The sequence below is a fragment of the Kitasatospora sp. NPDC059812 genome, assembly GCF_042732075.1.
Classification (GTDB): domain Bacteria; phylum Actinomycetota; class Actinomycetes; order Streptomycetales; family Streptomycetaceae; genus Kitasatospora.
Genome location: NZ_JBHWIO010000009.1, coordinates 15,085 through 40,917, shown reverse-complemented (window position 1 = coordinate 40,917; position 25,833 = coordinate 15,085). Strand labels below are relative to the sequence as shown.

Annotated in this window: 34 protein-coding genes; all 34 read right to left on the bottom strand. The window is 68.2% G+C overall.

What is annotated here, in order from left to right; translation table 11 throughout:
- Positions 1–32 precede the first annotated feature (32 nt).
- The 34 genes from rplO to ACFV6D_RS07015 all read right to left on the bottom strand — a co-directional run bounded on the left by rplO (position 33) and on the right by ACFV6D_RS07015 (position 25,614).
- On the bottom strand, positions 33–485 hold the full coding sequence (gene rplO, locus ACFV6D_RS07180; RefSeq protein ID WP_063348972.1) for a 50S ribosomal protein L15: 453 nt from the start codon (positions 483–485) through the stop codon (positions 33–35).
- A gap of 2 nt (positions 486–487) precedes the next feature.
- Complete coding sequence (gene rpmD / locus ACFV6D_RS07175; RefSeq protein ID WP_030251557.1) at positions 488–670, bottom strand: 50S ribosomal protein L30; 183 nt, start codon at positions 668–670, stop codon at positions 488–490.
- Positions 670–1,293: a 30S ribosomal protein S5 gene (gene rpsE, locus ACFV6D_RS07170; protein WP_030055834.1), complete on the bottom strand. Its 624-nt coding sequence runs from the start codon at positions 1,291–1,293 to the stop codon at positions 670–672. The genes rpmD and rpsE overlap by 1 nt, the downstream gene beginning before the upstream one ends.
- Before the next feature lie 48 nt (positions 1,294–1,341).
- Complete coding sequence (gene rplR / locus ACFV6D_RS07165) at positions 1,342–1,725, bottom strand: 50S ribosomal protein L18 (RefSeq protein ID WP_030280785.1); 384 nt, start codon at positions 1,723–1,725, stop codon at positions 1,342–1,344.
- A gap of 3 nt (positions 1,726–1,728) precedes the next feature.
- The gene (gene rplF / locus ACFV6D_RS07160; protein ID WP_063348971.1) at positions 1,729–2,268 is read right to left on the bottom strand and encodes a 50S ribosomal protein L6; all 540 of its coding nucleotides are present in this window, start codon (positions 2,266–2,268) and stop codon (positions 1,729–1,731) included.
- 22 nt (positions 2,269–2,290) lie between these two features.
- Positions 2,291–2,698 carry a 30S ribosomal protein S8 gene (rpsH, locus tag ACFV6D_RS07155; protein WP_030055831.1) on the bottom strand — a complete coding sequence of 136 codons (408 nt, stop codon included), beginning with the start codon at positions 2,696–2,698 and terminating at the stop codon, positions 2,291–2,293.
- A 270-nt stretch (positions 2,699–2,968) separates the two neighbouring features.
- Positions 2,969–3,154, bottom strand: coding sequence for a type Z 30S ribosomal protein S14 (locus ACFV6D_RS07150; protein WP_030393303.1), 186 nt, complete (start codon positions 3,152–3,154; stop codon positions 2,969–2,971).
- 4 nt (positions 3,155–3,158) lie between these two features.
- A complete protein-coding gene (rplE, locus tag ACFV6D_RS07145; protein ID WP_030393302.1) occupies positions 3,159–3,728 on the bottom strand; it encodes a 50S ribosomal protein L5 in 570 nt (189 codons plus the stop codon).
- Positions 3,728–4,039: a 50S ribosomal protein L24 gene (gene rplX, locus ACFV6D_RS07140; RefSeq protein ID WP_030055828.1), complete on the bottom strand. Its 312-nt coding sequence runs from the start codon at positions 4,037–4,039 to the stop codon at positions 3,728–3,730. The genes rplE and rplX overlap by 1 nt, the downstream gene beginning before the upstream one ends.
- A gap of 15 nt (positions 4,040–4,054) precedes the next feature.
- On the bottom strand, positions 4,055–4,426 hold the full coding sequence (gene rplN, locus ACFV6D_RS07135; protein WP_030393301.1) for a 50S ribosomal protein L14: 372 nt from the start codon (positions 4,424–4,426) through the stop codon (positions 4,055–4,057).
- Positions 4,427–4,528: 102 nt separating this feature from the next.
- Positions 4,529–4,801: a 30S ribosomal protein S17 gene (gene rpsQ, locus ACFV6D_RS07130; protein ID WP_030055826.1), complete on the bottom strand. Its 273-nt coding sequence runs from the start codon at positions 4,799–4,801 to the stop codon at positions 4,529–4,531.
- Entirely contained in the window at positions 4,801–5,025 is a 225-nt protein-coding gene (gene rpmC / locus ACFV6D_RS07125) for a 50S ribosomal protein L29 (protein WP_063348970.1), read from the bottom strand. Before rpmC ends, rpsQ begins: the two co-directional genes overlap by 1 nt.
- Positions 5,025–5,444, bottom strand: a complete 420-nt coding sequence (rplP, locus tag ACFV6D_RS07120; RefSeq protein WP_030055824.1) for a 50S ribosomal protein L16 — start codon at positions 5,442–5,444, stop codon at positions 5,025–5,027. Before rplP ends, rpmC begins: the two co-directional genes overlap by 1 nt.
- 5 nt (positions 5,445–5,449) lie before the next feature.
- A complete protein-coding gene (rpsC, locus tag ACFV6D_RS07115; RefSeq protein WP_063348969.1) occupies positions 5,450–6,274 on the bottom strand; it encodes a 30S ribosomal protein S3 in 825 nt (274 codons plus the stop codon).
- Positions 6,274–6,621, bottom strand: coding sequence for a 50S ribosomal protein L22 (gene rplV / locus ACFV6D_RS07110; protein ID WP_030055822.1), 348 nt, complete (start codon positions 6,619–6,621; stop codon positions 6,274–6,276). Before rplV ends, rpsC begins: the two co-directional genes overlap by 1 nt.
- Before the next feature lie 50 nt (positions 6,622–6,671).
- Positions 6,672–6,953 carry a 30S ribosomal protein S19 gene (gene rpsS, locus ACFV6D_RS07105; protein ID WP_030055821.1) on the bottom strand — a complete coding sequence of 94 codons (282 nt, stop codon included), beginning with the start codon at positions 6,951–6,953 and terminating at the stop codon, positions 6,672–6,674.
- A gap of 11 nt (positions 6,954–6,964) precedes the next feature.
- Positions 6,965–7,801: a 50S ribosomal protein L2 gene (gene rplB, locus ACFV6D_RS07100; RefSeq protein ID WP_063348968.1), complete on the bottom strand. Its 837-nt coding sequence runs from the start codon at positions 7,799–7,801 to the stop codon at positions 6,965–6,967.
- Between the two features lie 43 nt (positions 7,802–7,844).
- Positions 7,845–8,165, bottom strand: coding sequence for a 50S ribosomal protein L23 (gene rplW, locus ACFV6D_RS07095; protein ID WP_063348967.1), 321 nt, complete (start codon positions 8,163–8,165; stop codon positions 7,845–7,847).
- Positions 8,165–8,842 carry a 50S ribosomal protein L4 gene (gene rplD / locus ACFV6D_RS07090; protein WP_063348966.1) on the bottom strand — a complete coding sequence of 226 codons (678 nt, stop codon included), beginning with the start codon at positions 8,840–8,842 and terminating at the stop codon, positions 8,165–8,167. Before rplD ends, rplW begins: the two co-directional genes overlap by 1 nt.
- A 4-nt stretch (positions 8,843–8,846) precedes the next feature.
- Positions 8,847–9,494, bottom strand: coding sequence for a 50S ribosomal protein L3 (gene rplC / locus ACFV6D_RS07085; protein WP_063348965.1), 648 nt, complete (start codon positions 9,492–9,494; stop codon positions 8,847–8,849).
- A gap of 14 nt (positions 9,495–9,508) precedes the next feature.
- Complete coding sequence (gene rpsJ / locus ACFV6D_RS07080) at positions 9,509–9,817, bottom strand: 30S ribosomal protein S10 (RefSeq protein ID WP_012785157.1); 309 nt, start codon at positions 9,815–9,817, stop codon at positions 9,509–9,511.
- Between the two features lie 420 nt (positions 9,818–10,237).
- Positions 10,238–12,058, bottom strand: a complete 1,821-nt coding sequence (locus tag ACFV6D_RS07075; protein ID WP_380489246.1) for a hypothetical protein — start codon at positions 12,056–12,058, stop codon at positions 10,238–10,240.
- Between the two features lie 333 nt (positions 12,059–12,391).
- Positions 12,392–13,285: a glycosyltransferase gene (locus tag ACFV6D_RS07070; protein WP_063348963.1), complete on the bottom strand. Its 894-nt coding sequence runs from the start codon at positions 13,283–13,285 to the stop codon at positions 12,392–12,394.
- A gap of 438 nt (positions 13,286–13,723) precedes the next feature.
- Positions 13,724–14,101 (bottom strand): DUF2304 domain-containing protein, encoded by a 378-nt coding sequence (locus ACFV6D_RS07065; protein ID WP_063348962.1) that lies wholly within the window; start codon positions 14,099–14,101, stop codon positions 13,724–13,726.
- Positions 14,098–14,787 (bottom strand): glycosyltransferase family 2 protein, encoded by a 690-nt coding sequence (locus ACFV6D_RS07060; RefSeq protein WP_063348961.1) that lies wholly within the window; start codon positions 14,785–14,787, stop codon positions 14,098–14,100. Before ACFV6D_RS07060 ends, ACFV6D_RS07065 begins: the two co-directional genes overlap by 4 nt.
- Positions 14,788–14,890: 103 nt before the next feature.
- Positions 14,891–16,225, bottom strand: coding sequence for a hypothetical protein (locus ACFV6D_RS07055; protein WP_380423796.1), 1,335 nt, complete (start codon positions 16,223–16,225; stop codon positions 14,891–14,893).
- A gap of 124 nt (positions 16,226–16,349) precedes the next feature.
- Positions 16,350–18,416, bottom strand: a complete 2,067-nt coding sequence (locus ACFV6D_RS07050) for a hypothetical protein (RefSeq protein ID WP_380423797.1) — start codon at positions 18,414–18,416, stop codon at positions 16,350–16,352.
- A gap of 182 nt (positions 18,417–18,598) precedes the next feature.
- The gene (locus ACFV6D_RS07045) at positions 18,599–19,030 is read right to left on the bottom strand and encodes a GtrA family protein (RefSeq protein ID WP_380423798.1); all 432 of its coding nucleotides are present in this window, start codon (positions 19,028–19,030) and stop codon (positions 18,599–18,601) included.
- Positions 19,027–20,016 (bottom strand): glycosyltransferase family 2 protein, encoded by a 990-nt coding sequence (locus tag ACFV6D_RS07040; RefSeq protein ID WP_380338817.1) that lies wholly within the window; start codon positions 20,014–20,016, stop codon positions 19,027–19,029. The genes ACFV6D_RS07045 and ACFV6D_RS07040 overlap by 4 nt, the downstream gene beginning before the upstream one ends.
- Positions 20,017–20,191: 175 nt before the next feature.
- Positions 20,192–21,385, bottom strand: a complete 1,194-nt coding sequence (gene tuf, locus ACFV6D_RS07035) for an elongation factor Tu (protein ID WP_063348956.1) — start codon at positions 21,383–21,385, stop codon at positions 20,192–20,194.
- A gap of 236 nt (positions 21,386–21,621) precedes the next feature.
- Positions 21,622–23,727 (bottom strand): elongation factor G, encoded by a 2,106-nt coding sequence (fusA, locus tag ACFV6D_RS07030; RefSeq protein ID WP_363369328.1) that lies wholly within the window; start codon positions 23,725–23,727, stop codon positions 21,622–21,624.
- Positions 23,728–23,766: 39 nt separating this feature from the next.
- The gene (rpsG, locus tag ACFV6D_RS07025; RefSeq protein WP_030055803.1) at positions 23,767–24,237 is read right to left on the bottom strand and encodes a 30S ribosomal protein S7; all 471 of its coding nucleotides are present in this window, start codon (positions 24,235–24,237) and stop codon (positions 23,767–23,769) included.
- Between the two features lie 2 nt (positions 24,238–24,239).
- On the bottom strand, positions 24,240–24,611 hold the full coding sequence (gene rpsL, locus ACFV6D_RS07020; protein WP_014144289.1) for a 30S ribosomal protein S12: 372 nt from the start codon (positions 24,609–24,611) through the stop codon (positions 24,240–24,242).
- Between the two features lie 421 nt (positions 24,612–25,032).
- A complete protein-coding gene (locus ACFV6D_RS07015) occupies positions 25,033–25,614 on the bottom strand; it encodes a DUF1707 and DUF4190 domain-containing protein (protein WP_380423799.1) in 582 nt (193 codons plus the stop codon).
- Between the last annotated feature and the right edge of the window lie 219 nt (positions 25,615–25,833).

Sequence of the window (25,833 nt, the reverse complement as noted above, 5' to 3'; positions counted from 1 at the left end):
GAGGTGCGGGGCTCGCACGGAAGTCAGCGGGCTCAGACGAGCTCGGTGACGGTACCGCCGGCGGCGGTGATCTTCTCGGTGGCGGAGCCGGAGACGGCGTCGACCGTCACCTGCAGCGCAACCGAGATCTCGCCGGTGCCGAGCACCTTGACGAGGGAGTTCTTGCGAACCGCGCCCTTGGCGACCAGGTCCTCGACGGTGACCTCTCCACCCTGCGGGTAGAGCTCGGCCAGCTTGTCGAGGTTGACGACCTGGAACGTGATCTTGAACGGGTTCTTGAAGCCCTTCAGCTTCGGCAGGCGCATGTGGAGCGGCATCTGGCCACCCTCGAAGCGCTGCGGAACCTGGTAGCGGGCCTTGGTGCCCTTGGTACCACGACCGGCGGTCTTACCCTTGGAGGCCTCACCACGACCCACGCGGATCTTGTCGGTCTTGGCACCCGGGGCGGGACGCAGGTTGTGGATCTTGATCGGGTTGTCGCCCATGATCAGTCCACCTCCTCAACCGTCACCAGGTGACGGACCGTTTGGGCCATCCCGCGAATCTCGGGACGGTCCTCCTTCACCACGACGTCGTGCATGCGCTTGAGACCAAGCGAACGCAGGGTGTCACGGTGATTCTGCTTGCTGCCGATGTACGACTTGGTCTGCGTGATCTTCAGGCGAGCCATCAGGCGCTCACCCCTGCAGCACGCGCCCGCAGCAGAGCAGCGGGAGCCACGTCCTCCAGCGGCAGGCCACGACGAGCGGCGATCTCCTCGGGGCGCACGAGGCCCTTCAGAGCAGCCACGGTGGCGTGCACGATGTTGATCGCGTTGTCCGAGCCGAGCGACTTCGACAGGATGTCGTGAATGCCGGCGCACTCCAGGACGGCGCGCACCGGACCACCGGCGATAACACCGGTACCGGGGGCGGCGGGCTTCAGGAGCACGACGCCGGCGGCCTTCTCACCCTGGATCGGGTGCGGGATGGTGCCCTGGATACGGGGGACCTTGAAGAAGTTCTTCTTGGCCTCCTCAACACCCTTGGCGATGGCGGCCGGAACCTCCTTCGCCTTCCCGTAACCGACACCCACGGTGCCGTCACCGTCGCCCACCACGACCAGCGCGGTGAAGCTGAAACGACGACCACCCTTGACAACCTTGGCGACACGGTTGATCGCGACAACGCGCTCGACGTAAGCGGTCTTCTCGACGGCGGGGGCGTTGCCCCGGTCGTCACGCTTACGGTCGCGCCGCTCGCCACCGCCGGTGCCACCGCCGGCGCCGCTACCGCGGCGCTGGGGTCCAGCCATTGGAATTACCTCTCTCGATTACGTCCGTCGACTGAGTCGACGAGCGGCTTAGAAGTCGAGCCCGGCCTCGCGAGCCGCGTCCGCCAGGGCGGCGATGCGGCCGGCGTACCGGTTGCCCGCGCGGTCGAAGACGACCGACTCGATGCCGGCGGCCTTGGCGCGCTCGGCGACCAGGCTCCCGACCTTCTTGGCCAGCTCGGTCTTGTCGCCCTCGGCGCCCTTGATGGACACGTCGAGGGTGGACGCCGACGCCAGGGTGTGACCCTTGGCGTCGTCGATGACCTGGGCGACCATGTGACGGTTCGAGCGCGTCACGACGAGGCGCGGACGCACCTCGGTGCCGACGACGCGCTTGCGAACGCGGATCGCGCGGCGCTTGCGAGCGGCGCTCTTGTAGGCGTTGCCCTTGCCGATCTTGACAGAGACGCTCATCGCTTACTTACCACTCTTTCCGACCTTGCGGCGGATGACCTCGCCCGCGTACTTGACGCCCTTGGCCTTGTACGGGTCGGGCTTGCGCAGCTTGCGGATCTTCGCGGCGACCTCGCCGACCTTCTGCTTGTCGATGCCGTCCACGTGGAACTTGGTGGCCGACTCGACGACGAAGGAAATGCCCTCAGGGGCCTCGACCAGGATCGGGTGGCTGTAGCCCAGCTGGAACTCCATGTCGGAGCCCTTCGCCAGAACTCGGTAGCCGACACCGCTGATCTCCAGCGACTTGCGGTAGCCCGCGGTCACGCCGGTGATCATGTTCGCCACCAGCGTGCGGGAAAGGCCGTGCAGGGCCTTCGACAGACGCTCGTCGTTGGGGCGGGTGACGAGCAGCGTGCCGTCCTCGCCCTTACCGATCTCGATCGGCGCGGCGACAACGTGGGTGAGGGAGCCCTTGGGGCCCTTCACCGAGACCGCCCGGCCATCGATGGTGACGTCCACGCCAGCGGGGACCTGGATGGGCAGCCGTCCAATGCGCGACATTGCTGTACCTCCGTTTCCCGAATTACCAGACGTAGGCGAGAACTTCTCCGCCTACGCCCTTCTTGGCGGCCTGCTTGTCGGTGAGGAGACCCGAGGACGTGGAGATGATCGCCACGCCCAGGCCGCCGAGCACCTTCGGCAGGTTGGTGGACTTTGCGTAGACCCGCAGGCCCGGCTTGCTGATCCGCTTGATGCCAGCGATCGAGCGCTCACGGTTGGGGCCGAACTTGAGCTCGATGGTCAGCTTCTTGCCGACCTCGCCCTCAACGGGCTCCTCAACCTTGTAGGAGGAGATGTACCCCTCCTGCTGCAGGATCTCGGCGACGTGCGCCTTGATCTTGCTGGCCGGCATCGCCACGGAATCGTGGTACGCCGAGTTAGCGTTACGCAGACGCGTGAGCATGTCTGCGATGGGGTCGGTCATGGTCATGATGGCCTCAGGCCTCTCTCGCCGTGGTTTCTCCGCGCCAGGTCCCCCCGCCGCACTCCGAGGAGTGCGGCAGGGGCACAGACGCAGGGGACCTGCGGCGTCGTAAGACTGGGTGCGAGCCCTCCGAAGAGGGTCGACGGCAGCTATGGAGCTCCCGCGACAGGGGGCCCGACCTCACTACCCTACGGGATTCCGTACGCAGCCCCAAAAAAGGGGCGCTGTGGGGTCGGGCACACCTGCTTCGCTATGGCATTACCGCGAGGTCCTGGACTACCAGGAGCTCTTGGTCACGCCCGGCAGCTCGCCGCGGTGCGCCATCTCACGAAGGCACACACGGCAGAGGCCGAACTTGCGGTACACCGAGTGCGGACGGCCGCAGCGCTGGCACCGGGTGTAGGCCCGGACGCCGAACTTCGGCTTGCGCTCGGCCTTCGCGATGAGGGACTTCTTCGCCATGTGGTTACGCCTCCTTGAACGGGAAGCCCAGAGCGCGCAGGAGCGCCCGGCCCTCGTCGTCGGTCTGGGCGGTGGTCACGACGGTGATGTCCATACCGCGCTGACGGTCGACCTTGTCCTGGTCGATCTCGTGGAACATGACCTGCTCGGTCAGACCGAAGGTGTAGTTGCCACGGCCGTCGAACTGCTTCGGGGAGAGGCCACGGAAGTCACGGATACGCGGCAGGGCCAGCGACACCAGACGGTCCAGGAACTCCCACATGCGGTCACCGCGGAGGGTGACGTGGGTGCCGATCGGCTGGCCCTCACGCAGCTTGAACTGCGCGATGGACTTGCGAGCCTTCGTCACCGCCGGCTTCTGACCGGTGATGGCGGTGAGGTCGCGGATCGCGCCCTCGATCAGCTTGCTGTCACGGGCGGCCTCGCCGACACCCATGTTGACGACGACCTTGACCAGGCCGGGCGTCAGCATGACGTTCTCGTACGAGAACTGCTCCTGCAGCTGACCCTTGATCTCGGAGTTGTAACGCTCCTTGAGACGGGGGGTCACCTTCTCAACAGTCGTCTCAGACATCAGATGTCCTCACCGGTTCGCTTGGCAACGCGGATCTTGTTGCCCTCGTCATCGAAGCGGTAGCCAACGCGGGTGACGACCTTCTTGCCGTCCTTCTCCACGACCAGCTGGACGTTGGAGACGTGCACCGGGGCCTCGACGGTGACGATGCCACCCTGAGTGCCCGGGCCCGGCTTGGTGTGCTTCTTGACCCGGTTCACACCCTCGACCAGGACCTTGTTCTCGGCGGGCATGGCCTGAATGACCTTGCCCTGCTTGCCGCGGTCCTTGCCGGTGATGACCTGAACCAGGTCACCCTTCTTGATCTTCATGCTGTTCGCCATGGGTTAGAGCACCTCCGGCGCAAGCGAGATGATCTTCATGAACTTCTTGTCACGCAGCTCGCGGCCCACCGGGCCGAAGATGCGGGTACCACGGGGGTCACCATCGGTGTTCTTCAGAACGACCGCGGCGTTCTCGTCGAAGCGGATGTACGAGCCATCCGGACGACGACGCGACTTCACGGTACGGACGACGACGCACTTGACGACGTCACCCTTCTTCACCGAACCGCCGGGGATCGCGTCCTTGACGGTCGCGACGATGACGTCCCCGATGCCGGCGTAGCGGCGACCGGAACCACCGAGAACGCGGATGCAAAGGATTTCCTTCGCGCCCGTGTTGTCGGCGACTCGCAGTCGCGACTCCTGCTGGATCACAGCTTTCTCCTGATCGTCAACGAGAGCTGACGGGCCGGCCGCTGCTCACACCAGCGCCCGCGAGGGGCCTGGTGCACATACGGCCGTACCGCATCAACTTCGTTACTTGGCCTTCTCGAGGATCTCGACGACGCGCCAGCGCTTCGTCGCGGACAGCGGGCGGGTCTCCGCGAGGAGGACCCGGTCGCCGATGCCGCAGGCGTTCGCCTCGTCGTGCGCCTTCAGCTTGTTCGTACGGCGGATGACCTTGCCGTACAGAGCGTGCTTGACGCGGTCCTCGACGGCGACGACGACGGTCTTGTCCATCTTGTCGCTGACGACGAGACCCTCACGGGTCTTGCGGAAACCGCGCGTCTCGTTGGTGTTCTCAGTCATCAGGCGTTCTCCACCGTCTCGATGCCCAGCTCGCGCTCGCGCATCAGGGTGTAGATCCGCGCGATGTCCTTACGGACGAGCTTGAGCCGTCCGTGGTTGTCGAGCTGCCCGGTCGCCGCCTGGAAGCGGAGGTTGAACAGCTCCTCCTTGGCCTCACGGAGCTTGGCAACGAGACCCTCGTTGTCCAGCTCGCGGAGGTCAGCAGCCTTGGTGCCGGCCGACATCAGCTCTCACCTGCCTCGCGCCGGATGATCCGGCACTTCATCGGGAGCTTGTGAGCTGCGCGGGTCAGCGCCTCACGAGCCACCTTCTCGTTGGGGTACGACAGCTCGAACATGACCCGACCCGGGTGCACGTTCGCGATCCACCACTCGGGCGAACCCTTACCGGAACCCATGCGGGTCTCGGCCGGCTTCTTGGTGAGCGGACGGTCCGGGTAGATGTTGATCCAGACCTTGCCGCCACGCTTGATGTGACGGGTGACGGCGATACGAGCGGACTCGATCTGCCGGTTCGTCACGTAGGCCGGGGTGACGGCCTGGATGCCGTACTCGCCGAAGGCGAGCTCGGTGCCACCCTTGGCAGCGCCACGGCGCTTGGGGTGGTGCTGCTTGCGGTGCTTGACCCGACGGGGGATCAGCATTGGAGTCAGGCCTCCGTTCCGGTGTTCTCGGCAGCCGGAGCCTCCGCGGCCGCGGCCGCGGGGGCCTCGGACGCGGCGGGGCGACGGCCGCGGCCACCGCGCTCGCCACCACGGCGCTCGCCACCGCGGGCGGGACGACCACCCTCGGGACGGGCCGGGCGGTTACCCGAGCGGGCAGCGGCGTTCTCAGCGCGGACCTCGGCGATGTTCTTGACGTCGCCCTTGTAGATCCAGACCTTCACACCGATGCGGCCGAAGGTCGTCTTGGCCTCGAAGAAGCCGTAGTCGACGTTCGCGCGCAGGGTGTGCAGCGGCACACGGCCCTCGCGGTAGAACTCCGAGCGGCTCATCTCGGCGCCGCCGAGACGACCGGAGCACTGGACCTTGATGCCCTTGGCGCCGGACTTCATGGTGCCCTGCATCGACTTGCGCATGGCACGGCGGAAGGAGACGCGGGAGGACAGCTGCTCCGCGACGCCCTGAGCCACGAGCTGGGCGTCCAGCTCGGGGTTCTTGACCTCGAGGATGTTCAGCTGGACCTGCTTGCCGGTCAGCTTCTCGAGGTCGCCGCGGATGCGGTCGGCCTCGGTGCCACGGCGGCCGATGACGATGCCGGGGCGGGCGGTGTGGATGTCAACGCGGACGCGGTCGCGGGTGCGCTCGATCTCGACCTTGGAGATGCCGGCGCGCTCCATGCCCTTCGTCATCATGCGACGAATGGCAACGTCTTCCTTGACGTAGTCCTTGTACAGCTTGTCGGCGTACCAGCGGGACTTGAAGTCCGTGCTGATGCCGAGGCGGAACCCGTGCGGGTTAACCTTCTGGCCCATTACCGGGTCCCTTCCTTGCTGCTGACGACCACGGTGATGTGGCTGGTCCGCTTGCGGATCCGGTAGGCACGACCCTGCGCACGCGGACGGAACCGCTTCAGGGTCGGGCCCTCGTCAACGTACGCCTCGCTGATGACGAGGTCGTCCACGTTGGAGTGGTTGTAGTTGTGCGCGGCGTTGGCAATGGCGCTGTCGAGCACCTTGCCGACGGGCACGGTGGCGGCCTGCGGAGCGAAACGCAGGACGGCCTGGGCCTCCGTGGCCGGAAGGCCACGGATGAGGTCCACCACGCGGCGGGCCTTCATGGGCGTGACGCGGATGTACCGCGCCTGGGCCCTGGCTTCCATGGTTGTCCCCTTGCTGGTGTAAGTCATTGAGTCGGTAATCTCGCTGGCGACTAGCGACGCTTCGACTTGCGGTCGTCCTTGACGTGACCGCGGAAGGTACGCGTCGGCGCGAACTCGCCGAGCTTGTGGCCGACCATCGACTCGGTGACGAACACCGGGACGTGCTTACGGCCATCGTGCACCGCGATCGTGTGGCCGAGCATGGCCGGGAAGATCACGGAGCGACGGGACCAGGTCTTGATGACGTTCTGGGTACCCGCCTCGTTCTGCGCGTCCACCTTCTTGAGAAGGTGGCCGTCGATGAAGGGGCCCTTCTTGAGACTGCGCGGCATCTGACCTGCTCCTAGCGCTTCTTGTTGGTCTTGCGGCGGCGCACGATGAGGGCGTTCGAAGCCTTCTTCGGGCTACGAGTGCGACCCTCCTTCTGGCCCCACGGCGAGACCGGGTGGCGGCCACCAGAGGTCTTACCCTCACCACCACCGTGCGGGTGGTCGATCGGGTTCATGGCGACACCACGCACGGTCGGGCGAACGCCCTTCCAGCGCATACGGCCGGCCTTGCCCCAGTTGATGTTCGACTGCTCGGCGTTGCCGACCTCGCCGACGGTGGCGCGGCAGCGCGCGTCCACCAGGCGGATCTCACCGGAGGGCATGCGCAGGTGCGCCATCTTGCCCTCACGCGCCAGCAGCTGGATGCCGGCACCGGCGGAGCGGGCCATCTTGGCACCGCCACCGGGACGCAGCTCCACCGCGTGGATGGTGGTACCGACCGGGATGTTGCGCAGCGGCAGGTTGTTGCCCGGCTTGATGTCGGCGCCAGCGCCGTTCTCGATCCGGTCACCCTGCGCGATGCCGCGCGGCGCGATGATGTAGCGCTTCTCGCCGTCCGCGTAGTGCAGGAGCGCGATGCGCGCGGTGCGGTTCGGGTCGTACTCGATGTGCGCGACCTTGGCCGGCACGCCGTCCTTGTCGTGACGACGGAAGTCGATCACGCGGTAGGCGCGCTTGTGCCCGCCACCCTGGTGGCGAACGGTGATCCGACCGGCGTTGTTACGGCCGCCCTTGCTGTGCAGGGGGCGAACCAGCGACTTCTCCGGCGTGGACCGCGTGATCTCTACGAAGTCGGCCACGCTGGAGCCACGACGGCCCGGCGTAGTCGGCTTGTACTTGCGGATGCCCATTTGGCTCTCTCGTCCTCGTCCTTATCGACGATCACGATCTCCGTTAGGAGACCGGACCACCGAAGATGTCGATGCGGTTGCCCTCAGCCAGCGTCACGATGGCGCGCTTGGTGTCCTTGCGCTTGCCAAAGCCCGTCTTGGAGCGCTTGCGCTTGCCCTGACGGTTGAGCGTGTTGACGGACTCGACCTTGACCGAGAAGACCGCCTCGACGGCCTGCTTGATCTGGGTCTTGTTGGCACCGGGCGACACGACGAACGTGTACTTGTTCTCGTCGAGGAGCGAGTAGCTCTTCTCCGAGATGACCGGCTTCACCAGGACGTCACGGGGGTCCGTGAACGTCTTGCTCGTGATCTCTGCAGCCATCAGGCGGCGCTCCCTTCGAGCTCGCCCTCAGCAGCCACGGCCTTGGCGGACGCGGCGGGACCCGCCACGAAACGCTCGAAGGCGGCCTGGGTGAAGACCACATCGTCGGAGACGAGCACGTCGTAGGTGTTCAGCTGACCGGCGTCCAGGATGTGCACGTGCGGCAGGTTGCGGGCGCTCTTCAGACCCAGCTCGTCGGCACGCTCGACGACGAGGAGGATGTTCTTGCGCTCGGTGATCTTGCCGAACAGACCCTTGGCGGCCTTGGTCGACGGCGCCTCGGCCGCGATCACGTCGGTGACGACGTGGATGCGGTTGTGGCGGGCCCGGTCGGTGAGCGCACCGCGCAGGGCGGCGGCGATCATCTTCTTCGGGGTCCGCTGCGAGTAGTCGCGCGGCACGGGACCGTGCACGACGCCACCGCCGGCGAACTGCGGGGCGCGGGTCGAGCCCTGACGGGCGCGGCCGGTGCCCTTCTGGCGGTACGGCTTACGGCCGCCACCGCGGACCTCGGCACGAGTCTTGGTCTTGTGGGTGCCCTGACGGGCCGCAGCGAGCTGCGCCACGACGACCTGGTGCATCAGCGGAACGCTGACCTTCGCGTCGAAGATCTCGGCCGGCAGCTCGAGGCTGCCGGTCTTGTCGCCCGAGGGCGACAGGATGTCAATGGTGCTCATATCCTCACAGCCCCTTCGCCGCGGTGCGGACGAGGACGAGGCCGCCGTTCGGACCCGGGATTGCGCCCTTGATCAGGAGCAGCCCCTTCTCCGCGTCAACGGCATGGACGGTCAGGTTCTGGGTGGTCACGCGCTCGTGGCCCATCCGGCCGGCCATCCTCATGCCCTTGAACACGCGACCCGGGGTGGCGCAGCCACCGATCGAGCCGGGCGAGCGGTGCTTGCGCTGCACACCGTGACCGGCGCCGAGGCCCCGGAAGTTGTGGCGCTTCATGACACCGGCGAAGCCCTTGCCCTTGGAGGTGCCGGTCACGTCGACCTTGACACCCGCCTCGAACAGCTCCGCGGTGATCTCCTGGCCGAGGGTGTACTCGGACGCGTCCGAGGTACGGAGCTCGACCAGGTGGCGGCGCGGGGTGACACCGGCCTTGGCGAAGTGGCCCGCGAGGGGCTTGTTCACCTTGCGGGGGTCGATCTCGCCGAAGCCGATCTGGACGGCGTCGTAGCCGGCCGGACTGTCGGCGGTGTGGACCTGGGTCACGACATTGGGCCCAGCCTTGACGACGGTCACCGGAACGATCCGGTTGTTCTCGTCCCAGACCTGGGTCATGCCGAGCTTCTCGCCCAGGATGCCCTTAATCTGCTTAGCCATCTTCGGTGCGCCTCTCAGAGCTTGATCTCGATGTCGACGCCAGCCGGCAGGTCGAGACGCATGAGCGAGTCAACCGTCTTCGGCGTGGGGTCGAGGATGTCGATCAGACGCTTGTGAGTACGCATCTCGAAGTGCTCGCGCGAGTCCTTGTACTTGTGCGGCGAGCGGATGACGCAGTACACGTTCTTCTCAGTGGGCAGCGGCACCGGGCCTGCGACCTGCGCACCAGTTCGGATCACCGTCTCGACGATCTTCTTCGCCGAGGAATCGATGACCTCGTGGTCGTAGGCCTTGAGCCGGATGCGGATCTTCTGTCCCGCCATGGCTACTCAGTAGTCCTTTGTCCTTAGTCACTGCACGACCACCCTCCGACCCCCGCGCTCGGGCGTGTCGCGCTCGCGCTTGCAAAAAACCGGCGAAAAGCTCGTCGGTTTCAAACTTTCGGGGTGGGGGGGCCGGGCCGAGGCCCCGCATGCACTTCCCGGAAGATTCCCGTACTTTCGCCCCGCAGCTGCCGTGGCGTCGACTTCACGCTTAACGGCCATCACGGGAACGACGAGTACCTGGGACTCGCTTCCAGTCCTCCCGGCGGGAGGCGCACAGCATCGGCAACTCAACCGAGCAACTTGGACATACTGCCACATGGAGCAGCCCTGATGCCAATCGGGGCCGGTGAGGTCGCCCTCACCGGCCCCGATCGGGTGACCGTCCTCACCCGCGGCGCGCACCGCCGCGGACCCGCGTCACCAGGGTCGCTTGCTCCCGCAGGTCAGCGCCCACTCGTCGCCGGTCACGTTGGCGCACCACAGCTGACCCTTGTCGGGCTCGTTGTTGTACTCCTTGAGCTCCTTGTTCACCGGCGCGCAGTCGGTCGGCCCGGCCGGGTCGTACTTCGGGCACTTGCCGTCGCGGTTCACCAGGATGTGGGCGCGCCAGGCGTCCGCGCCCATGTCGATGCCCTTGGCCCCGGCGACCGGCACGTACTCGGGCTTCGTGGTCGGCATGTAGCGGTCCGCCGACCAGGAGGCGGCCATGGTGGCGAACAGCGCCACCGCGCAGACCGCGCCGGCGACCAGCCGGCCGGTGACCGCGGGCCGCAGGGTGAGCGGCGCCGGCCGCCCGTCGGTGCCTACCCGCTGCACCGTGCGCAGCCAGCCGGCGCCCCGCTGGACGAGGAACATCAGGCCGAGCACCGCGAGGATCATCAGCGCGTACAGGATGATCCAGGTCGTCCGCGGGTACAGCTGGATGGACTTGGTCTGGGCCATCTGGGAGGCGAACCAGAAGCGCAGCAGCCAGGCGCTGATCAGGGTGGCCGTCACGGTCCGGACGGTGATGCTGCGCAGTCCGAGGCCCAGCGCCAGCGCGACCCCGGCGAGCAGCAGCAGGGTGTAGGCGCTCTGCCCGGCGAGCTCACCGTGCCACGGGAAGTCGTGGTAGTTCAGGTCGCCGTTGCGGTCCGAGGCCCAGCCCATGATGTACGCCGGGTCGATGTACACCGAGAGGTACGCGTACCGGTCCTTGGCCTGGGCGCCCAGCCGCACCAGCTCGTACAGCAGCGGCGAGCCGACCACGCCGGCGCTCACCAGCGTCACGCCGAGGAACAGCAGCACCCGCTTGATCCGGGCGGCGCCCTGGCGCCACGGGATGACGAACAGCGTCAGGACGAGGACGCCGGGCGCGGCCCAGACGAACCAGCCCGAGTACCAGAGGAACATCAGGCCGAACGAGACGCCGAAGCCGAGGCCGCGCAGCACCGTGGACCGGGTCGACAGCTCGTGCGACCGGCGCAGCTCCCGCAGGGCGGCGGCCAGCATCGGCACCATGACCAGCATCGTGACGTGGCTGTACGGCCGGATCGGGTCGAGGAAGAGGATCGCCGACGGGACGGCGATCAGCAGCGCCCAGACCGGCCGCAGCATCAGCCGCCAGGAGAGGTACGCCATCGGGCCGACCAGTGCGCTGCAGATCAGCTGGACGTCCTTCATGGCGTAGCCGACGCCGCCGACGCCGCCGTAGAACAGCTTCGACCAGACCGCCAGCAGCGCCGGGAAGCCGGGCGGGTAGACGCCGGGCAGGCCCTTGCCGCGCAGCATGTCGTTGGCCATGCCCATGAGGTTGCCCGGGTCGCCCTCCTGACCGCCGAGGCCCCACTGGGTGCCGTTCAGCGCCACCGCGATCCCGCCCGCGACCGCGCCGGTGGCCAGTCCCGCGACGGCCGCGCAGACCAGCCGCTGGGCCAGCTGGTACCGGGCCAGGCTGCCCCGGTAGGCGGCGTACAGCAGCACCGCCAGGATGGGCAGGCCCACGATGGCGGCGTACTTCTGGAGCATGGCCAGACCGCTGACCTGGCCCACCCGGTTCAGCGGGTTGACGTCGATGCGGGTGCAGAGCAGCGCGAAGCCGAACGCCGCCACGATCGAGACCAGGGCCTCGGCCGAGCGGACCGCCCAGGGGCGCTCCAGCAGGCCGTCGAGCCGTCCGGGGCGGGGCGCGATCGCGCCCTCCGGTTCGAGCGACCCCTTGCGGGAGCCGCCGACCGGGCTGGTGGCCAGATCAGTCATGTCAGTCACTTCCGTGCAGTGGCCACGTCCGATGAGTGGCGAAGAATGGCGCAGTGGACCGGCGATCAGCGGCCATCATAGGGCGCTTACCAGAAGCCGAGGCCTCGGGCAAGAACCCCGTTCCGGCCGTGTCGGGGCTGGGGCGTGGTGGTTCAGCAGGATCCGCCCGGTCGGTCGTCGGTGCTCCCCATGAGCACCCCCTCACCCATCCAGAGCCCAGCGGCCGACCGAAGCGCTTACTCCCGCCCCGTCGAATTCGGCCGGGCGCCTCGGGGGCGCCGTGACCCGGGGGCGTCCGGCCGGCTGCCGGCACCGCCCTCGGACCCGCTCGGGTCAGCTGCTGCGGACCGCGCGGCCGACCATGGCGCCGGCGTGGGAGAAGTCACCCGCGCCGAGCCGGCCGGCGGCGACCATCAGGGCGTGCAGGCGGGACGAGAGGTGCAGGTCGGCCGAGCGCGCAGCGTTGGTCCAGCCCTTGGCGCGCAGTTCCTTGGAGATCAGCGAGTAGTACCGCAGCTCCTCGTCGAAGCGCTTGCCGTCCTTGACCCGGTTCGAGGAGTCGCTGGCCTGGTGGCGCCGGTAGCGGAACACCTCGCGCTCGTCGACCAGCAGGTTGCCGCCCTCCATCAGCATGTCGACCATGAACGCCAGGTCGTGGATGGCGTCGATGTCCGGGCGGTACGGGATCTTCGACAGCGCGGACTGGCGGTACGTGAGCGACGGCGTGTACAGCCAGTTGCCGGACAGCAGGCTCTTCACCGCGGCCTCGCCGCTGATCACCCCGGCCTTGCGGGCCGGCGCGCTGATCCGGCGCTTGACCTTGTCGCCGATGCCGAGCGAGGGCACCAGGGTCCCGTCGCTGTCCATCACCCGCACGCCCGGCTGGACGGCGATCGCGTTCGGGTCGGCCCGCAGGCGCTCCAGGACGACGTCCAGGTAGTCGGGCTCCAGCAGGTCGTCGGCGCCCATCATCGAGACGAACTCGCGCTCGGCCAGGGTGGAGGCCTTGTAGGTGTTGCCGTTGGGCCCCAGCCGCTCCGCGTTGCGGATGTACCGGATCCGCTCGTCGTTCAGGCTCTCGATGTACTGGGGCGCCCGGAAGCCCGGGTACTGGTCGTCCACGATGGTCAGCCGCCAGTCCTGCTGGTGCTGGGCCCGGATGCTGTCGATGGTGGCGAACAGGTACTCCGGATCGCCGTAGTACGGGATGACGAAATCGACGCTCATGACGGCGCCGCACCTCCTGGTCCTGGATCACGCTTCGGTGCCGCCCGGCCGCGGCCAGCGGGCGCCCCAAGTCAACCAGCTTTGCCGGGCCCGTGCGTCAGCCGGTCGGCCCACACCGGCTCCGGGGGGCGGAGATCGGGTGTACAGAGGCCGCCAATCGGAAATTCTGACACAAGGAAATACGTCCGCCGGGCGGCCGGGGGATGAATGAACTCGGTAATGTCCGGATTTTCCGGAGCCCAAAAAGGCGGCACCTATTGGCGCCCCCTTCTTCCACAACGGATGAACGGGCGTCACCGTTCGGCTCGGTGGCCGACGGTCGACGGGATCGTTCGCCGGCCTCTCCGGCGGCGCGCTCGCCCGCACGCACGGCTGAGGGCCGGCACCCCGTCGGGGGTGCCGGCCCTCAGGCCTCGTGCCCTGTCGCGTGGAGCGCGATCAGTGGTCGGAGCCGACCGGAGCGTCGAGGCGGTCGTTGTTGTGACGGACGCCCTCGGTGATGGCGACCGTACGGGCCAGGTCGGTGAGCTTCTTCTCCAGCGACCGGAAGCGCAGGTAGGTGTTGAGCGTGAGGAAGCCCATGGCGATGACCATCAGGTAGAGCACCAGGTCCGTGCCACGGCCGACGCCCAGCGCGGTGGCCAGCTTGGTCACGCCGGCCGGCCACAGGATCGCGATGACGTTGGCGACGACGAAGAGCGAGAAGGCGATGCGCTTCCACGCCCGGGTGTTCGCGGCGTCCCAGCGCCGGACGAACAGGAGGGCCATGCCCACGGCGGCCAGGACGAGGATCAGCTGGATCCAGAGGTGATTCATCGGCGGTTACGCTCCCGCAGCGAGATGTCGAAGAGGATGTTCACGCCGTTGATCAGGGACTGGCCCTTGGCGCGCGAGTAGTCGGTGTAGAGGATGTCCACCGGCACCTCTGCCACCCGGAGGTCCGAGCCGGCGAGGAAGGAGACGATCTCCGAAGCGTGGGCCATGCCGTTCATGGTGATCCGGATGCGGCTGGCCGCCTCCCGGTTCATCACGCGCAGACCGTTGTGCGCGTCGGTGAGCTTGAGCTTGCGGGCGGTCGGGCTGACCGCGGCGGCGGTGCGGAGCACGACCCGCTTGATCCACGGCACCTGGCCGGTCTGCTCGATGAAGCGGGAGCCGAGCACGATGTCGGCCTCGTCCTGGCGCAGCAGCGCCACCATCTTCTCCACGTCGGCGGTCTGGTGCTGGCCGTCCGCGTCGAAGGTGGCGAAGTACTCGGCGCCCTCCTGCTCCAGCGCGTACTTCAGGCCGGTCTGCAGCGCTGCGCCCTGGCCCAGGTTGACCGGGTGCCGCACCAGGTGGGCGCCGGTCGTCATGACGTGCTTCGCCGTGTCGTCGGTGCAGCCGTCGTCGATCACCACGATGTTGGGGAAGGTCTTGCGTGCCCCCTCCACGACCTCGGCGATCACCTGGCCTTCGTTGTAGGCCGGGATCACCAGCCAGACGTTGTCATAGTCGGACACAGGGGCTCCATGCTTGGCGAACGGCACGGCGTCGCGTGCCTCGGTCTGTCTGTCGGTGGTGATCACGGGCGTCGTCGGCCAATCACAGTCCGGTCCCCCACCGTCACGAGGTCCGCAGCGGCTCGGCCGCGCTCCTGTTGTCCAGCCCGGAGCGCCCGGAGGCGGCAGGGCTGGAGGGGAACGCGCGGTACAGCGCCCACAGCATCAGGACGGCGCTGATCAGCGCGCCGGCCAGGTACGCGAGCTCGGCACGGAGACCGACGTCGCCCGGGGAGAGGGCGACCGCAACCAATGCTACGGAACCGGCCGTCCAGCCCACCAGCTGTCGGCGGTGCTGGGCGCTCGACATCAGCGCCTGGCCGAAGACCGTCGCGAGGACGTAGCAGAGCGTGCCGAGGACGAGCCAGGTGAAGTCCAGCGGGTTGAGCAGGTCCTTGGCGTTGAAGAGCAGCGGGTTGAGCCAGGCGCCGAGCGCGATGACCGGCAGCCCGCCGCCGATGCACATGGCGGCGACGATCGCCGTGGTGCGGGTCAGCACCTTGCGGAACTCGGCGTGGTCGCCGGCCGCGGTGGCACCCGAGAGCGCGGAGACCATGGAGGCCTGGAGGGCGCTGTAGGCGAAGAGCGGCACGCGGGCCATCACCACGGCCTGGCCGAGGGCGAAGACCAGGGCGTCGGACGCCTCGGAGTGCTTCGGCGCGAGCAGGCGCACGCAGACGACGGTCGCGTTCACCACCAGCTGGCTGAGCATCACGGAGCCGATCAGCAGGCCGAGCCCGCTGGTGAGCTGGCGCCAGGACACCTCCGGCCCGGGGGCGCGGTCGGCGAGGATGCCGCGCAGGCCGATCAGCGAGGCGGCGACCGGGGCGACCACCAGGATCAGGCCGAAGGCCAGTGCCGAGTGCAGCCCGAGGACGGCGGTCAGCGCGGCCAGCCCGATGCGCAGGGCACCGTCGACGGCCAGCTGGGTGCCGTAGGGGCCGAACAGCCCGAGGCCGGCCAGCGCACCGCGGGAGACCGAGCTCACCGCGAGGCCCGCCATGCCGCCGGCGAGGGCCACCACGAGGGTCCGGTCGCCGCCGAACAGCTGGTCGGCGATCGGGCCGGCGGCGGCCGCCAGCACGGCGCAGGCCGCGGCCAGGATCGCCAGGGCGAGCAGCAGCATCCGCCGTACCGCGGGCAGTGCCCCCGCCCCGGACACCTTGCGGGCGGCGACCAGCCGCGTCAGCTCCAGTTCGACGGGCTGGAACAGGCCCCACCCGACGGACATCACGATCGTCCAGAGCATCGTCACCCTGGCTGCGCCGGCCGTGCCCAGGCTGTAGCCCACGAGCGCCATGTAGACGTACGCCGAGGCCCCGAGTACGACCGTCCCACCGACCACGAGCCGGGCCCCCGGGGGTAGCACCCCGAGCAGCTTGGCGATCGGGTTCTTCATCACATGATCACCGAATTAACCGGCCGACCTTGCCACACGTCTCCGCACGAGGCCGGCCCGGCCGTGCGATTGCTGTGAATAGTAGCGGGTAGCCGTGAACGTCCGATGACGGTGGGCCCCACCCTCAGACCCCCGGGAAGGTACGGGACCACGGCTCCGTCCACAGGTTCTGAGGATCGCTCAGCACCGTCACCGTGACACCCTGCGCCGCCAGGTCCCGCTTGATCCGGTCGCCCACGGAGCGGTCGGCGGTCAGGACGGTCGGCGGGACGGGCGCGGCCGGGAGCTTGTCGATGGCTCCCTTGAGGCGGCCCAGAGACTTCTGGTAGTCCTCCTCCTTCACCTGGGGGCCGCCGATGGACACCCAGTGGATGTCGTACAGCGCCGTCATGTCGCCCCCGCGCCGGTTCAGCAGCGAGGCGAGCCAGGTGGCCTTGAGGTTCTTGTAGTCGTCGTTGGCGAAGAGCGCGATCACCGGGCCCTTGCTCGATATGTCGAGCGCCTGCGCGCCCTTGGGGCCCATGTCCCCCTTGAACTCGCCGCGTCCCCAGGCCACCAGCGGGTTGCCGGACCAGGCGGACGGGTTGTCCTTGGTGGTCAGGAAGCCCCACTGCACGTTGGCGAAGAGGCTGAGCGCGGCGGCGACGGCGAGGCCGGATATCGCCAGCTCGCCGAGGCGGCTCGGCAGCGTGCGGCCCGTCCCCCGGTACGGGCTCTGCAGCATGACCCCGACGGCGCCGAGGGATATCAGGCTGACCACGACGCCCACGGCCGTCATCTTGTGGAAGTAGTACGAGTACTTGCCGATGGTGTGCAGCTGGTAGGCGGCGAAGGCGCTGAGCAGCCCGCCGGTGCCGAGCAGGACCGCGAGGTGCGCCTGGCCGACGGCCGTCCGGCGGTTGCGCGGCATGACCGCGGCCAGCAGGCCGAGCAGCCCGCCGCCGATGAGTATGGAGCGGTCGGCCCCGACGCTCGGGCCGTTCATGTTCGAGGCACTGGCCACGTCGAGGTTGCCCAGCACGGACAGGACGCTCGGCAGCGCGGCCACGCCCAGCGCGCACGCCAGCGCGCCGGCGGTCCACCACCAGCGCCCGGCGAACTTGCGCCGGTGCGCCACCAGCGCGCCCAGCAGTGCCACGCCGACGAAGGCGCCGTAGATGTTGTACGCGTAGGTGACGGTGATCAGCCCGGCCGACGCGGCCAGCACGAACTCGGTGGTGCCCATCGCCGGCCGGATCATCACGGCCAGCGCGAGTGCTATCAGCAGCAGCCCGATGAAGGTCGAGTCGAAGCCGTGGACCATCAGGTCCATGTAGTTGCTCGCGAACATGATCGCGCCGACGGTCGCGCACACCGCCGCGCAGCGCCAGCCGCGCAGCCGCGGCCCGCCGATCCACCGGGCCGCCCAGACCAGTGCGGCGCAGAACAGCGCGTACCCCACCAGCAGGTACAGGAAGTACCGGTTCATGGTGTAGAGCATGTCGCCGGAGTCGGCGGCGGAGTGGACGAGGGTGTCCGTCCAGGCCAGCAGGAAGTGGGAGCCCTGCGGGTACGTCACCTCGGACGGCGGTATCAGGTAGGACCGGGCCGCCTCCTGGTGGAGGAAGTTGAAGCCGCCGACGTTCTGGATGCCGGAGAAGAAGGAGAAGTGCGCGAGCCGGTCCTCCGACGTGGCGAAGTAGGCGACCCGCTCGGCCGCCGACGTTCCCGCGATCGGGTGGAACAGGTAGTGCCAGACGCCGTAGCCGGTGCCCAGGACCAGCAGGTCGGACCAGCGGAAGCGCAACGGCAGGCGCGGGCCGCGGCGGGCGGCCCAGGCGGCGACCGTCACCACGCTGAACATCAGGCCGCTGGTGGCGACCGGCGAGAGGCCCCACGGCCAGAGCGAGAAGAGCAGGCCGAACGTCAGCACCGAACCGGCGAGCACCAGCCCGGCGACGAACAGCCGGTCGAGCAGCACGCCGCCGACCCGGAGCACGGCGGCTATGGAGAACAGCAGCAGCGGCAGCAGCAGGACGCCCAGGTCCAGCGCGACCAGCCCGGTCGGCACCAGCCAGGACAGGGCCAGCCCCCCGGCCAGGACGAGCGGGTTGCGCCTGGACCGTCCACTGGTGATCGGCTCGGGCGGCGGCCCCGGCGGTGCGGTCGGACGTTGAAGCTCGCGCTCAGGCGAGGAATGTACGGTCGACACGGTGCCGTGCCCCTTCGGTCAAGTCCCTGCCGCCCGTCTCCCCGGCCGGGTGCGGACTTCCACTACCGTCAGCGGGCAGGCTACGAGCCACAGCATACCGAGGGGCCCGTCGGCACGACGGGCTGAGGGGGCCGGGTGGACGGTCCGCGAACGGCCGGTAACGGGCGCCGTCGAGCGCCGGTTCAGCCCCGGAAGACCCAGATCTTCAGCAGCACGAACCGGGCCACCGTGGCCAGGCCGTTGGCGGCGACCAGTCCGGCGACCTCCACCGGCCGGGAGGCGTTCGGCGCCACCTGGTCCAGCAGGGCGAGCACGCCCGCGCTGAGGCCGAGCCCGATCAGGAAGGCCACCGCGCCCTGCAGCTGGTGCCGGACCATGCCCTGCGAGCCGGTGACCCCGAAGGTGAAGCGGCGGTTGGCCGCGGTGTTGGCCACCGCGCTGACGGCCAGCGCGATCAGGTTCGCCGCCTGCGGGTCGGTGAACCATCGCGCGGCGACGAACAGCACCAGGTAGAAGACGGTGCTGAGCACGCCGATGACCAGGAAGGACGGCAGCTGGCGGCGGGTCGACGGGGCCGGCTCGGCGGGCTCCGCCGGTTCCTCGGTGACGGTCACCGGCCCGGGCCCCGCGCGTCGCCGTGCGCCGCGTCGTCCTGCGCCAGTTCGTCGTCGGCCGAGTCGTAGCCGACGAAGTAGGTCGGGCGGGCCTGCACCGCCGAGTAGATCCGGCCGACGTACTCCCCCAACAGTCCGACGCAGATCAGCTGCACGGCGCCGATGAAGAGCATGCCGATGAACAGCGAGGACCAGCCGGGCACGGTCGCACCGAGCGCGTACGAGAGAGTGGTGTAGACCGCGAGGGCCAGGCAGACCACGAAGCTCACCAGGCCCAGCCAGGTGGCCAGCCGCAGCGGGGCGGCGGAGAAGTTGGTCACGCTGTCCAGTGCGAGCCGGACCATCTTGGACAGCGGGTAGTGGGTGCCGCCAGCCACCCGCTCCTCCCGGACGTACACCACCTCGCCGCTGGGGAAGCCGAGCCACGGCACCAGCAGCCGGTAGACCGGCTGGTGCTCGGGCAGCTGCTTGAGGGCCTCCACGGCCGCACGGCTGAGCAGGCGGAAGTCGCCGGCCTGGTTGGGCATCCGCTTGCCGACCAGCTTGCGCATCAGCCAGTAGTAGGCGCCGGCCGTCCGGCGCTTGAAGGCGGTGTCGGTGGCGCGGTCCCCGCGCACGCCGTAGACGACGTCGAAGCCCTGCTCGCGGGCCAGGTCGAGCATCTCCGGGATCTTCTCCGGCGGGTCCTGGAGGTCGGCGTCGATGCTCACCACGTAGTCGCCGCGCGCCCGGTGGATGCCGGCGGTGAGCGCGGCCTGGTGTCCCGAGTTGCGGGCGAAGCGGACGATGCGGAACTCCGGCCAGTCCTGCCGGACCTTCTGCAGGACGACGGGGGTGGCGTCCGTACTGCCGTCGTCGACGCCCACGACCTCGTAGTCGACCGCGAGCCCGTCCAGGATCGGCCGCAGCCGCTCGACGGTCAGCGGGAGCGCCTCCTGCTCGTTGTAGATCGGCATCACGACCGACAACAGTGGTGCCGTTGGCATGCGTTGGATCCCACTTTCCGCGACGGCGGGCTGGACGGTCGCCCGACAATAACAGCCGGCCATGAGCAGGCTGTGAGAGCGGGTGAAGGCCTGATGAAGGCCGAAGGGCTCCGCACACCTGGGTGTGCGGAGCCCTTCGGTTCGCCTGTGCGGGACAGACAGGTCAGAACATCAATTACTTGATGATCTTGGTGACCTGGCCGGCGCCCACGGTGCGGCCACCCTCACGGATGGCGAACTTCAGGCCCTCCTCCATGGCGATCGGCTGGATCAGCGCGACCGTCATGGCGGTGTTGTCGCCCGGCATGACCATCTCGGTGCCCTCGGGGAGGGTCACGACGCCGGTCACGTCCGTGGTACGGAAGTAGAACTGCGGGCGGTAGTTGTTGAAGAACGGGGTGTGACGGCCACCCTCGTCCTTCGACAGGATGTAGGACTGGGCCTCGAAGTCGGTGTGCGGCGTGACCGAACCCGGCTTGATGATGACCTGGCCGCGCTCGACGTCCTCGCGCTTGATGCCACGGAGGAGCAGACCGACGTTCTCACCGGCCTGGCCCTCGTCGAGCAGCTTGCGGAACATCTCGATGCCGGTGACCGTGGTGGTGGTCTTGGTCTCCTTGATGCCGATGATGTCGACAGTCTCGTTGACCTTGAGGATGCCACGCTCGATACGACCGGTGACGACGGTGCCACGACCGGTGATCGTGAAGACGTCCTCGATCGGCATCAGGAACGGCTGGTCCACGGCGCGGGCCGGGGTCGGGATGGCCTCGTCCACGGCGGCCATGAGGCCGAGGAGCTTCTCGCCCCACTCCTTGTCGCCCTCCAGCGCCTTCAGCGCGGAGACGCGGACGACCGGCAGGTCGTCACCCGGGAACTCGTACTCCGAGAGGAGCTCGCGGACCTCGAGCTCGACGAGCTCCAGGATCTCCTCGTCGTCCACCATGTCGGCCTTGTTCAGGGCGACGACGATGTAGGGGACGCCGACCTGGCGGGCCAGGAGGACGTGCTCCTTGGTCTGCGGCATCGGGCCGTCGGTGGCGGCGACGACGAGGATCGCACCGTCCATCTGGGCCGCACCGGTGATCATGTTCTTGATGTAGTCCGCGTGACCCGGGCAGTCGACGTGGGCGTAGTGACGCGCCTCGGTCTGGTACTCGACGTGCGCGATCGAGATGGTGATACCGCGCTGCCGCTCCTCCGGCGCCTTGTCGATCTGGTCGAACGGCGTGAAGGGGTTGATCTCCGGGTGAGCGTCGTGCAGCACCTTGGTGATGGCCGCGGTAAGGGTCGTCTTACCGTGGTCAATGTGACCAATGGTGCCGATGTTGACGTGGGGCTTCGTCCGCTCGAACTTCGCCTTCGCCACTGCAGTCCTCCTGAGGACAGTTCTGTACGCCGTGCTGACGTCAGTTGGTCTTTGATCGGGTTTGGGCCCGAGGTGCCGGAAGCACCTCGCACCGTCCCGCGGGGTGGGGGCCGGAGGCCCCCCGGGAGAATCCGACCGGATTCTCCCGGGACGCCTCCTAATAGCCTAAGGGTTCACAATCGTCCCGAAATATCGGGACGGCCGCGGCCTCGTAGGGAACCGGCTGGAGCCGGTCCTTACTCGCCCTTGGCCTTGGCGATGATCTCCTCCGCCACGGCCTTCGGAACCTCGGCGTACGAGTCGAACTGCATCGAGTAGCTCGCGCGACCAGAGGTCTTGCTGCGCAGATCACCGACGTAGCCGAACATCTCGGAGAGCGGCACCAGCGCCGTGACGACGCGGGCACCGTGACGCTCGTCCATGGACCGGATCTGGCCACGGCGAGAGTTGATGTCACCGATCACGTCGCCCATGTAGTCCTCGGGCGTGGTGACCTCGACGGCCATCATCGGCTCGAGGAGGACCGGCTTGGCCTTCCGCGCGCCTTCCTTGAACGCCATCGAACCGGCGATCTTGAACGCGAGCTCGGACGAGTCGACGTCGTGCGCCTGGCCGTCGAGCAGCTTCACGCGGACACCCTGCAGCGGGTAGCCGGCGAGGATGCCGAACTCCATGGCCTCCTGGCAACCGGCGTCGACCGACGGGATGTACTCCCGCGGCACGCGGCCACCGGTGACCTGGTTGACGAACTCGTAGCCCTCGGCCTGCTCGAGCGGCTCGATCGCGATCTGCACCTTGGCGAACTGACCGGAACCACCGGTCTGCTTCTTGTGGGTGTAGTCGATGCGCTCGACGGCCTGACGGATCGTCTCGCGGTACGCGACCTGCGGCTTGCCGACGTTGGCCTCGACCTTGAACTCACGCTTCATACGGTCGACCAGCACCTCAAGGTGCAGCTCGCCCATACCCGCGATGATGGTCTGGCCGGTCTCCTCGTCCGTGTTGACCTGGAAGGACGGGTCCTCCTCGGCGAGACGCTGGATGGCAACACCCAGCTTCTCCTGGTCACCCTTGGACTTGGGCTCGATCGCGACGCGGATGACCGGGGCCGGGAAGTCCATGGACTCCAGGATGACCGGGTTCTTCTCGTCGGACAGCGTCTCACCGGTGGTGGTCTGCTTCAGGCCCATGACGGCGACGATGTCGCCGGCGCCCACCGACTCGATCTCCTCACGCTTGTTCGCGTGCATGCGGTAGATCTTGCCGATGCGCTCCTTCTTGCCCTTCACGGCGTTCAGCACCGAGGTGCCGGACTCCAGGCGGCCGGAGTAGATCCGGACGAAGGTGAGCTTGCCCAGGTGCGGGTCGGACATGATCTTGAACGCCAGCGCGGCCAGGGGCTCGTCGTCCGAGGCCTTGCGGGTGATCTTGGTCTCCGGGTCGTTGGGCTTGGTGCCCTCAACCGACTCGATGTCCAGCGGCGACGGGAGGTACTTGACGACCGCGTCGAGCAGGGGCTGAACGCCCTTGTTCTTGAACGCGGTACCGCAGAAGATCGGCGTGAAGGCCGACTCCAGGGTGCCCTTGCGGATCGCCTCGTACAGCAGCTCCTCGGGGACGTCCTCGCCCTCCATGGCGAGCATCATCACGTCATCGCTGACGTTCGACACCTCGTCCAGGAGCATCTCGCGGTACTCGTTCGCCTGCTCCTGCAGCTCGGCCGGGATGTCGACGATGTCGTACATCTCGCCCTTGGCGGCCTCGGCGGACCAGACCAGCGCCTTCATGCGGACAAGGTCGACAACGCCCTTGAAGTCCGCCTCGGCACCGATCGGGAGCTGCATGACCAGCGGGGTCGCGCCGAGGCGGTCCACGATGGTCTTGACGCAGAAGAAGAAGTTCGCGCCCGTGCGGTCCAGCTTGTTGATGAAGCAGATGCGCGGGACGCCGTAGCGGTCAGCCTGCCGCCACACGGTCTCGGACTGGGGCTCGACACCGGCGACACCGTCGAACACCGTCACGGCACCGTCGAGGACGCGCAGCGAACGCTCCACCTCTACGGTGAAGTCGACGTGACCCGGGGTGTCGATGATGTTGATGGTGTTGTCGACGTCGTCGACCGTCCAGTGACAGGTCGTCGCGGCCGACGTGATCGTGATGCCGCGCTCCTGCTCCTGCTCCATCCAGTCCATGGTGGCAGCGCCATCGTGGACCTCACCGATCTTGTACGAGACGCCGGTGTAGAACAGGATCCGCTCGGTGGTGGTGGTCTTGCCCGCGTCGATGTGCGCCATGATCCCGATGTTGCGGACCCTGGCGAGGTCAAGGGAGGTTGCAGCCATGGTGGCTCGTTCTCTCTCTGTCTAGTGACGGGGTAGGGACTACCAGCGGTAGTGCGCGAAGGCCTTGTTGGACTCGGCCATCTTGTGGGTGTCCTCGCGACGCTTCACGGAAGCGCCCAGGCCGTTGCTGGCGTCGAGGATCTCGTTCATCAGGCGCTCGGTCATGGTCTTCTCGCGACGGGCGCGGGAGTAACCGACCATCCAGCGCAGCGCCAGGGTGCTGGCGCGGCCCGGACGGACCTCGACCGGAACCTGGTAGGTCGCGCCACCGACACGGCGGGACTTGACCTCGAGGGCCGGCTTGACGTTCTCCAGCGCGCGCTTCAGCGTCACGACCGGGTCCGAGCCGGTCTTCTCACGGACGCCCTCAAGGGCGCCGTAGACGATCCGCTCGGCGGTGGAGCGCTTGCCGTGCAGCAGGATCTTGTTGACCAGCTGGGTGACGACCGGGGAGCCGTAAACCGGGTCGATGATGACCGGGCGCTTCGGGGCGGGGCCCTTACGAGGCATTCTTACTTCTCCTTCTTGGCGCCGTAGCGGCTGCGAGCCTGCTTGCGGTTCTTGACACCCTGGGTGTCAAGCGAACCGCGGATGATCTTGTAGCGGACACCAGGAAGGTCCTTCACACGACCACCGCGCACCAGCACGATGGAGTGCTCCTGCAGATTGTGGCCCTCGCCCGGGATGTAAGCGGTGACCTCGATCCCGCTGGTGAGGCGCACACGGGCGACCTTGCGGAGAGCCGAGTTCGGCTTCTTCGGGGTGGTCGTGTACACACGCGTGCAGACCCCACGACGCTGCGGGGAACCCTTCAGCGCGGGAGTCTTGTTCTTCTCGACCTTGTCCTGCCGGCCCTTTCGGACCAGCTGCTGGATCGTAGGCACCGTTTCTCCGTTTTCTGTGTGCCAAGGCTTGGTAAAACTAACCTGCGGTGATCCCCCGCACACGGCCCCGTGGTCGACCCACGCGGTCGGGTGTGTTGGGCTTATTCCGACACGGAATCCCATGAGCTGATGTACAGCGACGGCGCTCAACGCGCGGGGCGCTGGAAGGCGCTCCGGCTCGGCGCGGCGACCGGTGTGCATGCACGCACAAGGACCCGGGGACACCCCAGGCACAAGGTCAGAGCGTACCTAGCGCATCGGGCGCGGTCAAAACAAATGCAACGCCGCAGGTCGCGACCTTCGGCCGGATGTCCCAGGAGTGTCCCGGACGCGACCACCCGGTGTCGGACCGCCCTCCACCCGCTCTACCACAGCCCGCCGACCGCCGCCACCGGGGCGGGACACGCCCGGGGCGACCCGCTCAGACCGGCACCTGCAGCACCACCAGGAGCAGCAGCGTCCAGAGCGCGCAGCCCGCGTAGCCGAAGAGCAGGCCGAGGGTGGAGACCCAGTCGCCGGCCCGGTCGTGGCGGCTCAGCTGGGCCTTCGCGACGTGCCCGACGACCACCGCGGGCAGCGAGAGGCCGGTCAGACCGAAGACCAGTGAGGTGACCGCCAGCCCGTTGGTGGAGCGAACCGGCGGCGGAGGCGGCGGGAGGAAGGTCGCCGGGACGGGCGGGGCGGCGAAGGCCATCGGCGCCGGCATCGGGCCGGAGGGCAGGTCGGACACCAGCCCGGCCAGCTGGCCGTAGGTCTGCGCGACGGAGGCCTGCTCGTGGCGCTGCTCGTACTCCTCGGCGGAGAGCCGGCCCTCGGCGAACGCGGCCTTCAGCACGTCGATCGTCCGGTCCCGGTCCGCGTACCCGGCACGCATCCCCGCGTGGAACCCGGGCTGCGGGACGGGCTGCGGGACGGACTGCGGTACGGGCTGGGGCTGCCAGCCCCCGGCCGGGCGGCGATCCGGCTCGCCGGGGTCCGAGGCTCCCCACGGTTGAACGGCCATCCGCACCTCCCGGCACCCGGCGCGGCCCCGCGCCCCTCGCTGTCCCTCACTGCCCCTCATAGTGCAGGACGAACGGCGGAGCTGAGTAGTTGCCAATTCCAGCCCGGCACCCGCCGTAACGCGCCGTCCGGACGGCGCGCCTCACCCGTTCGGCCCACTCGCTCAGGGGATCCTCAACTCGGGAGACAGCCCGTTTCCGCAGTGACAGGCTGAGTCCGA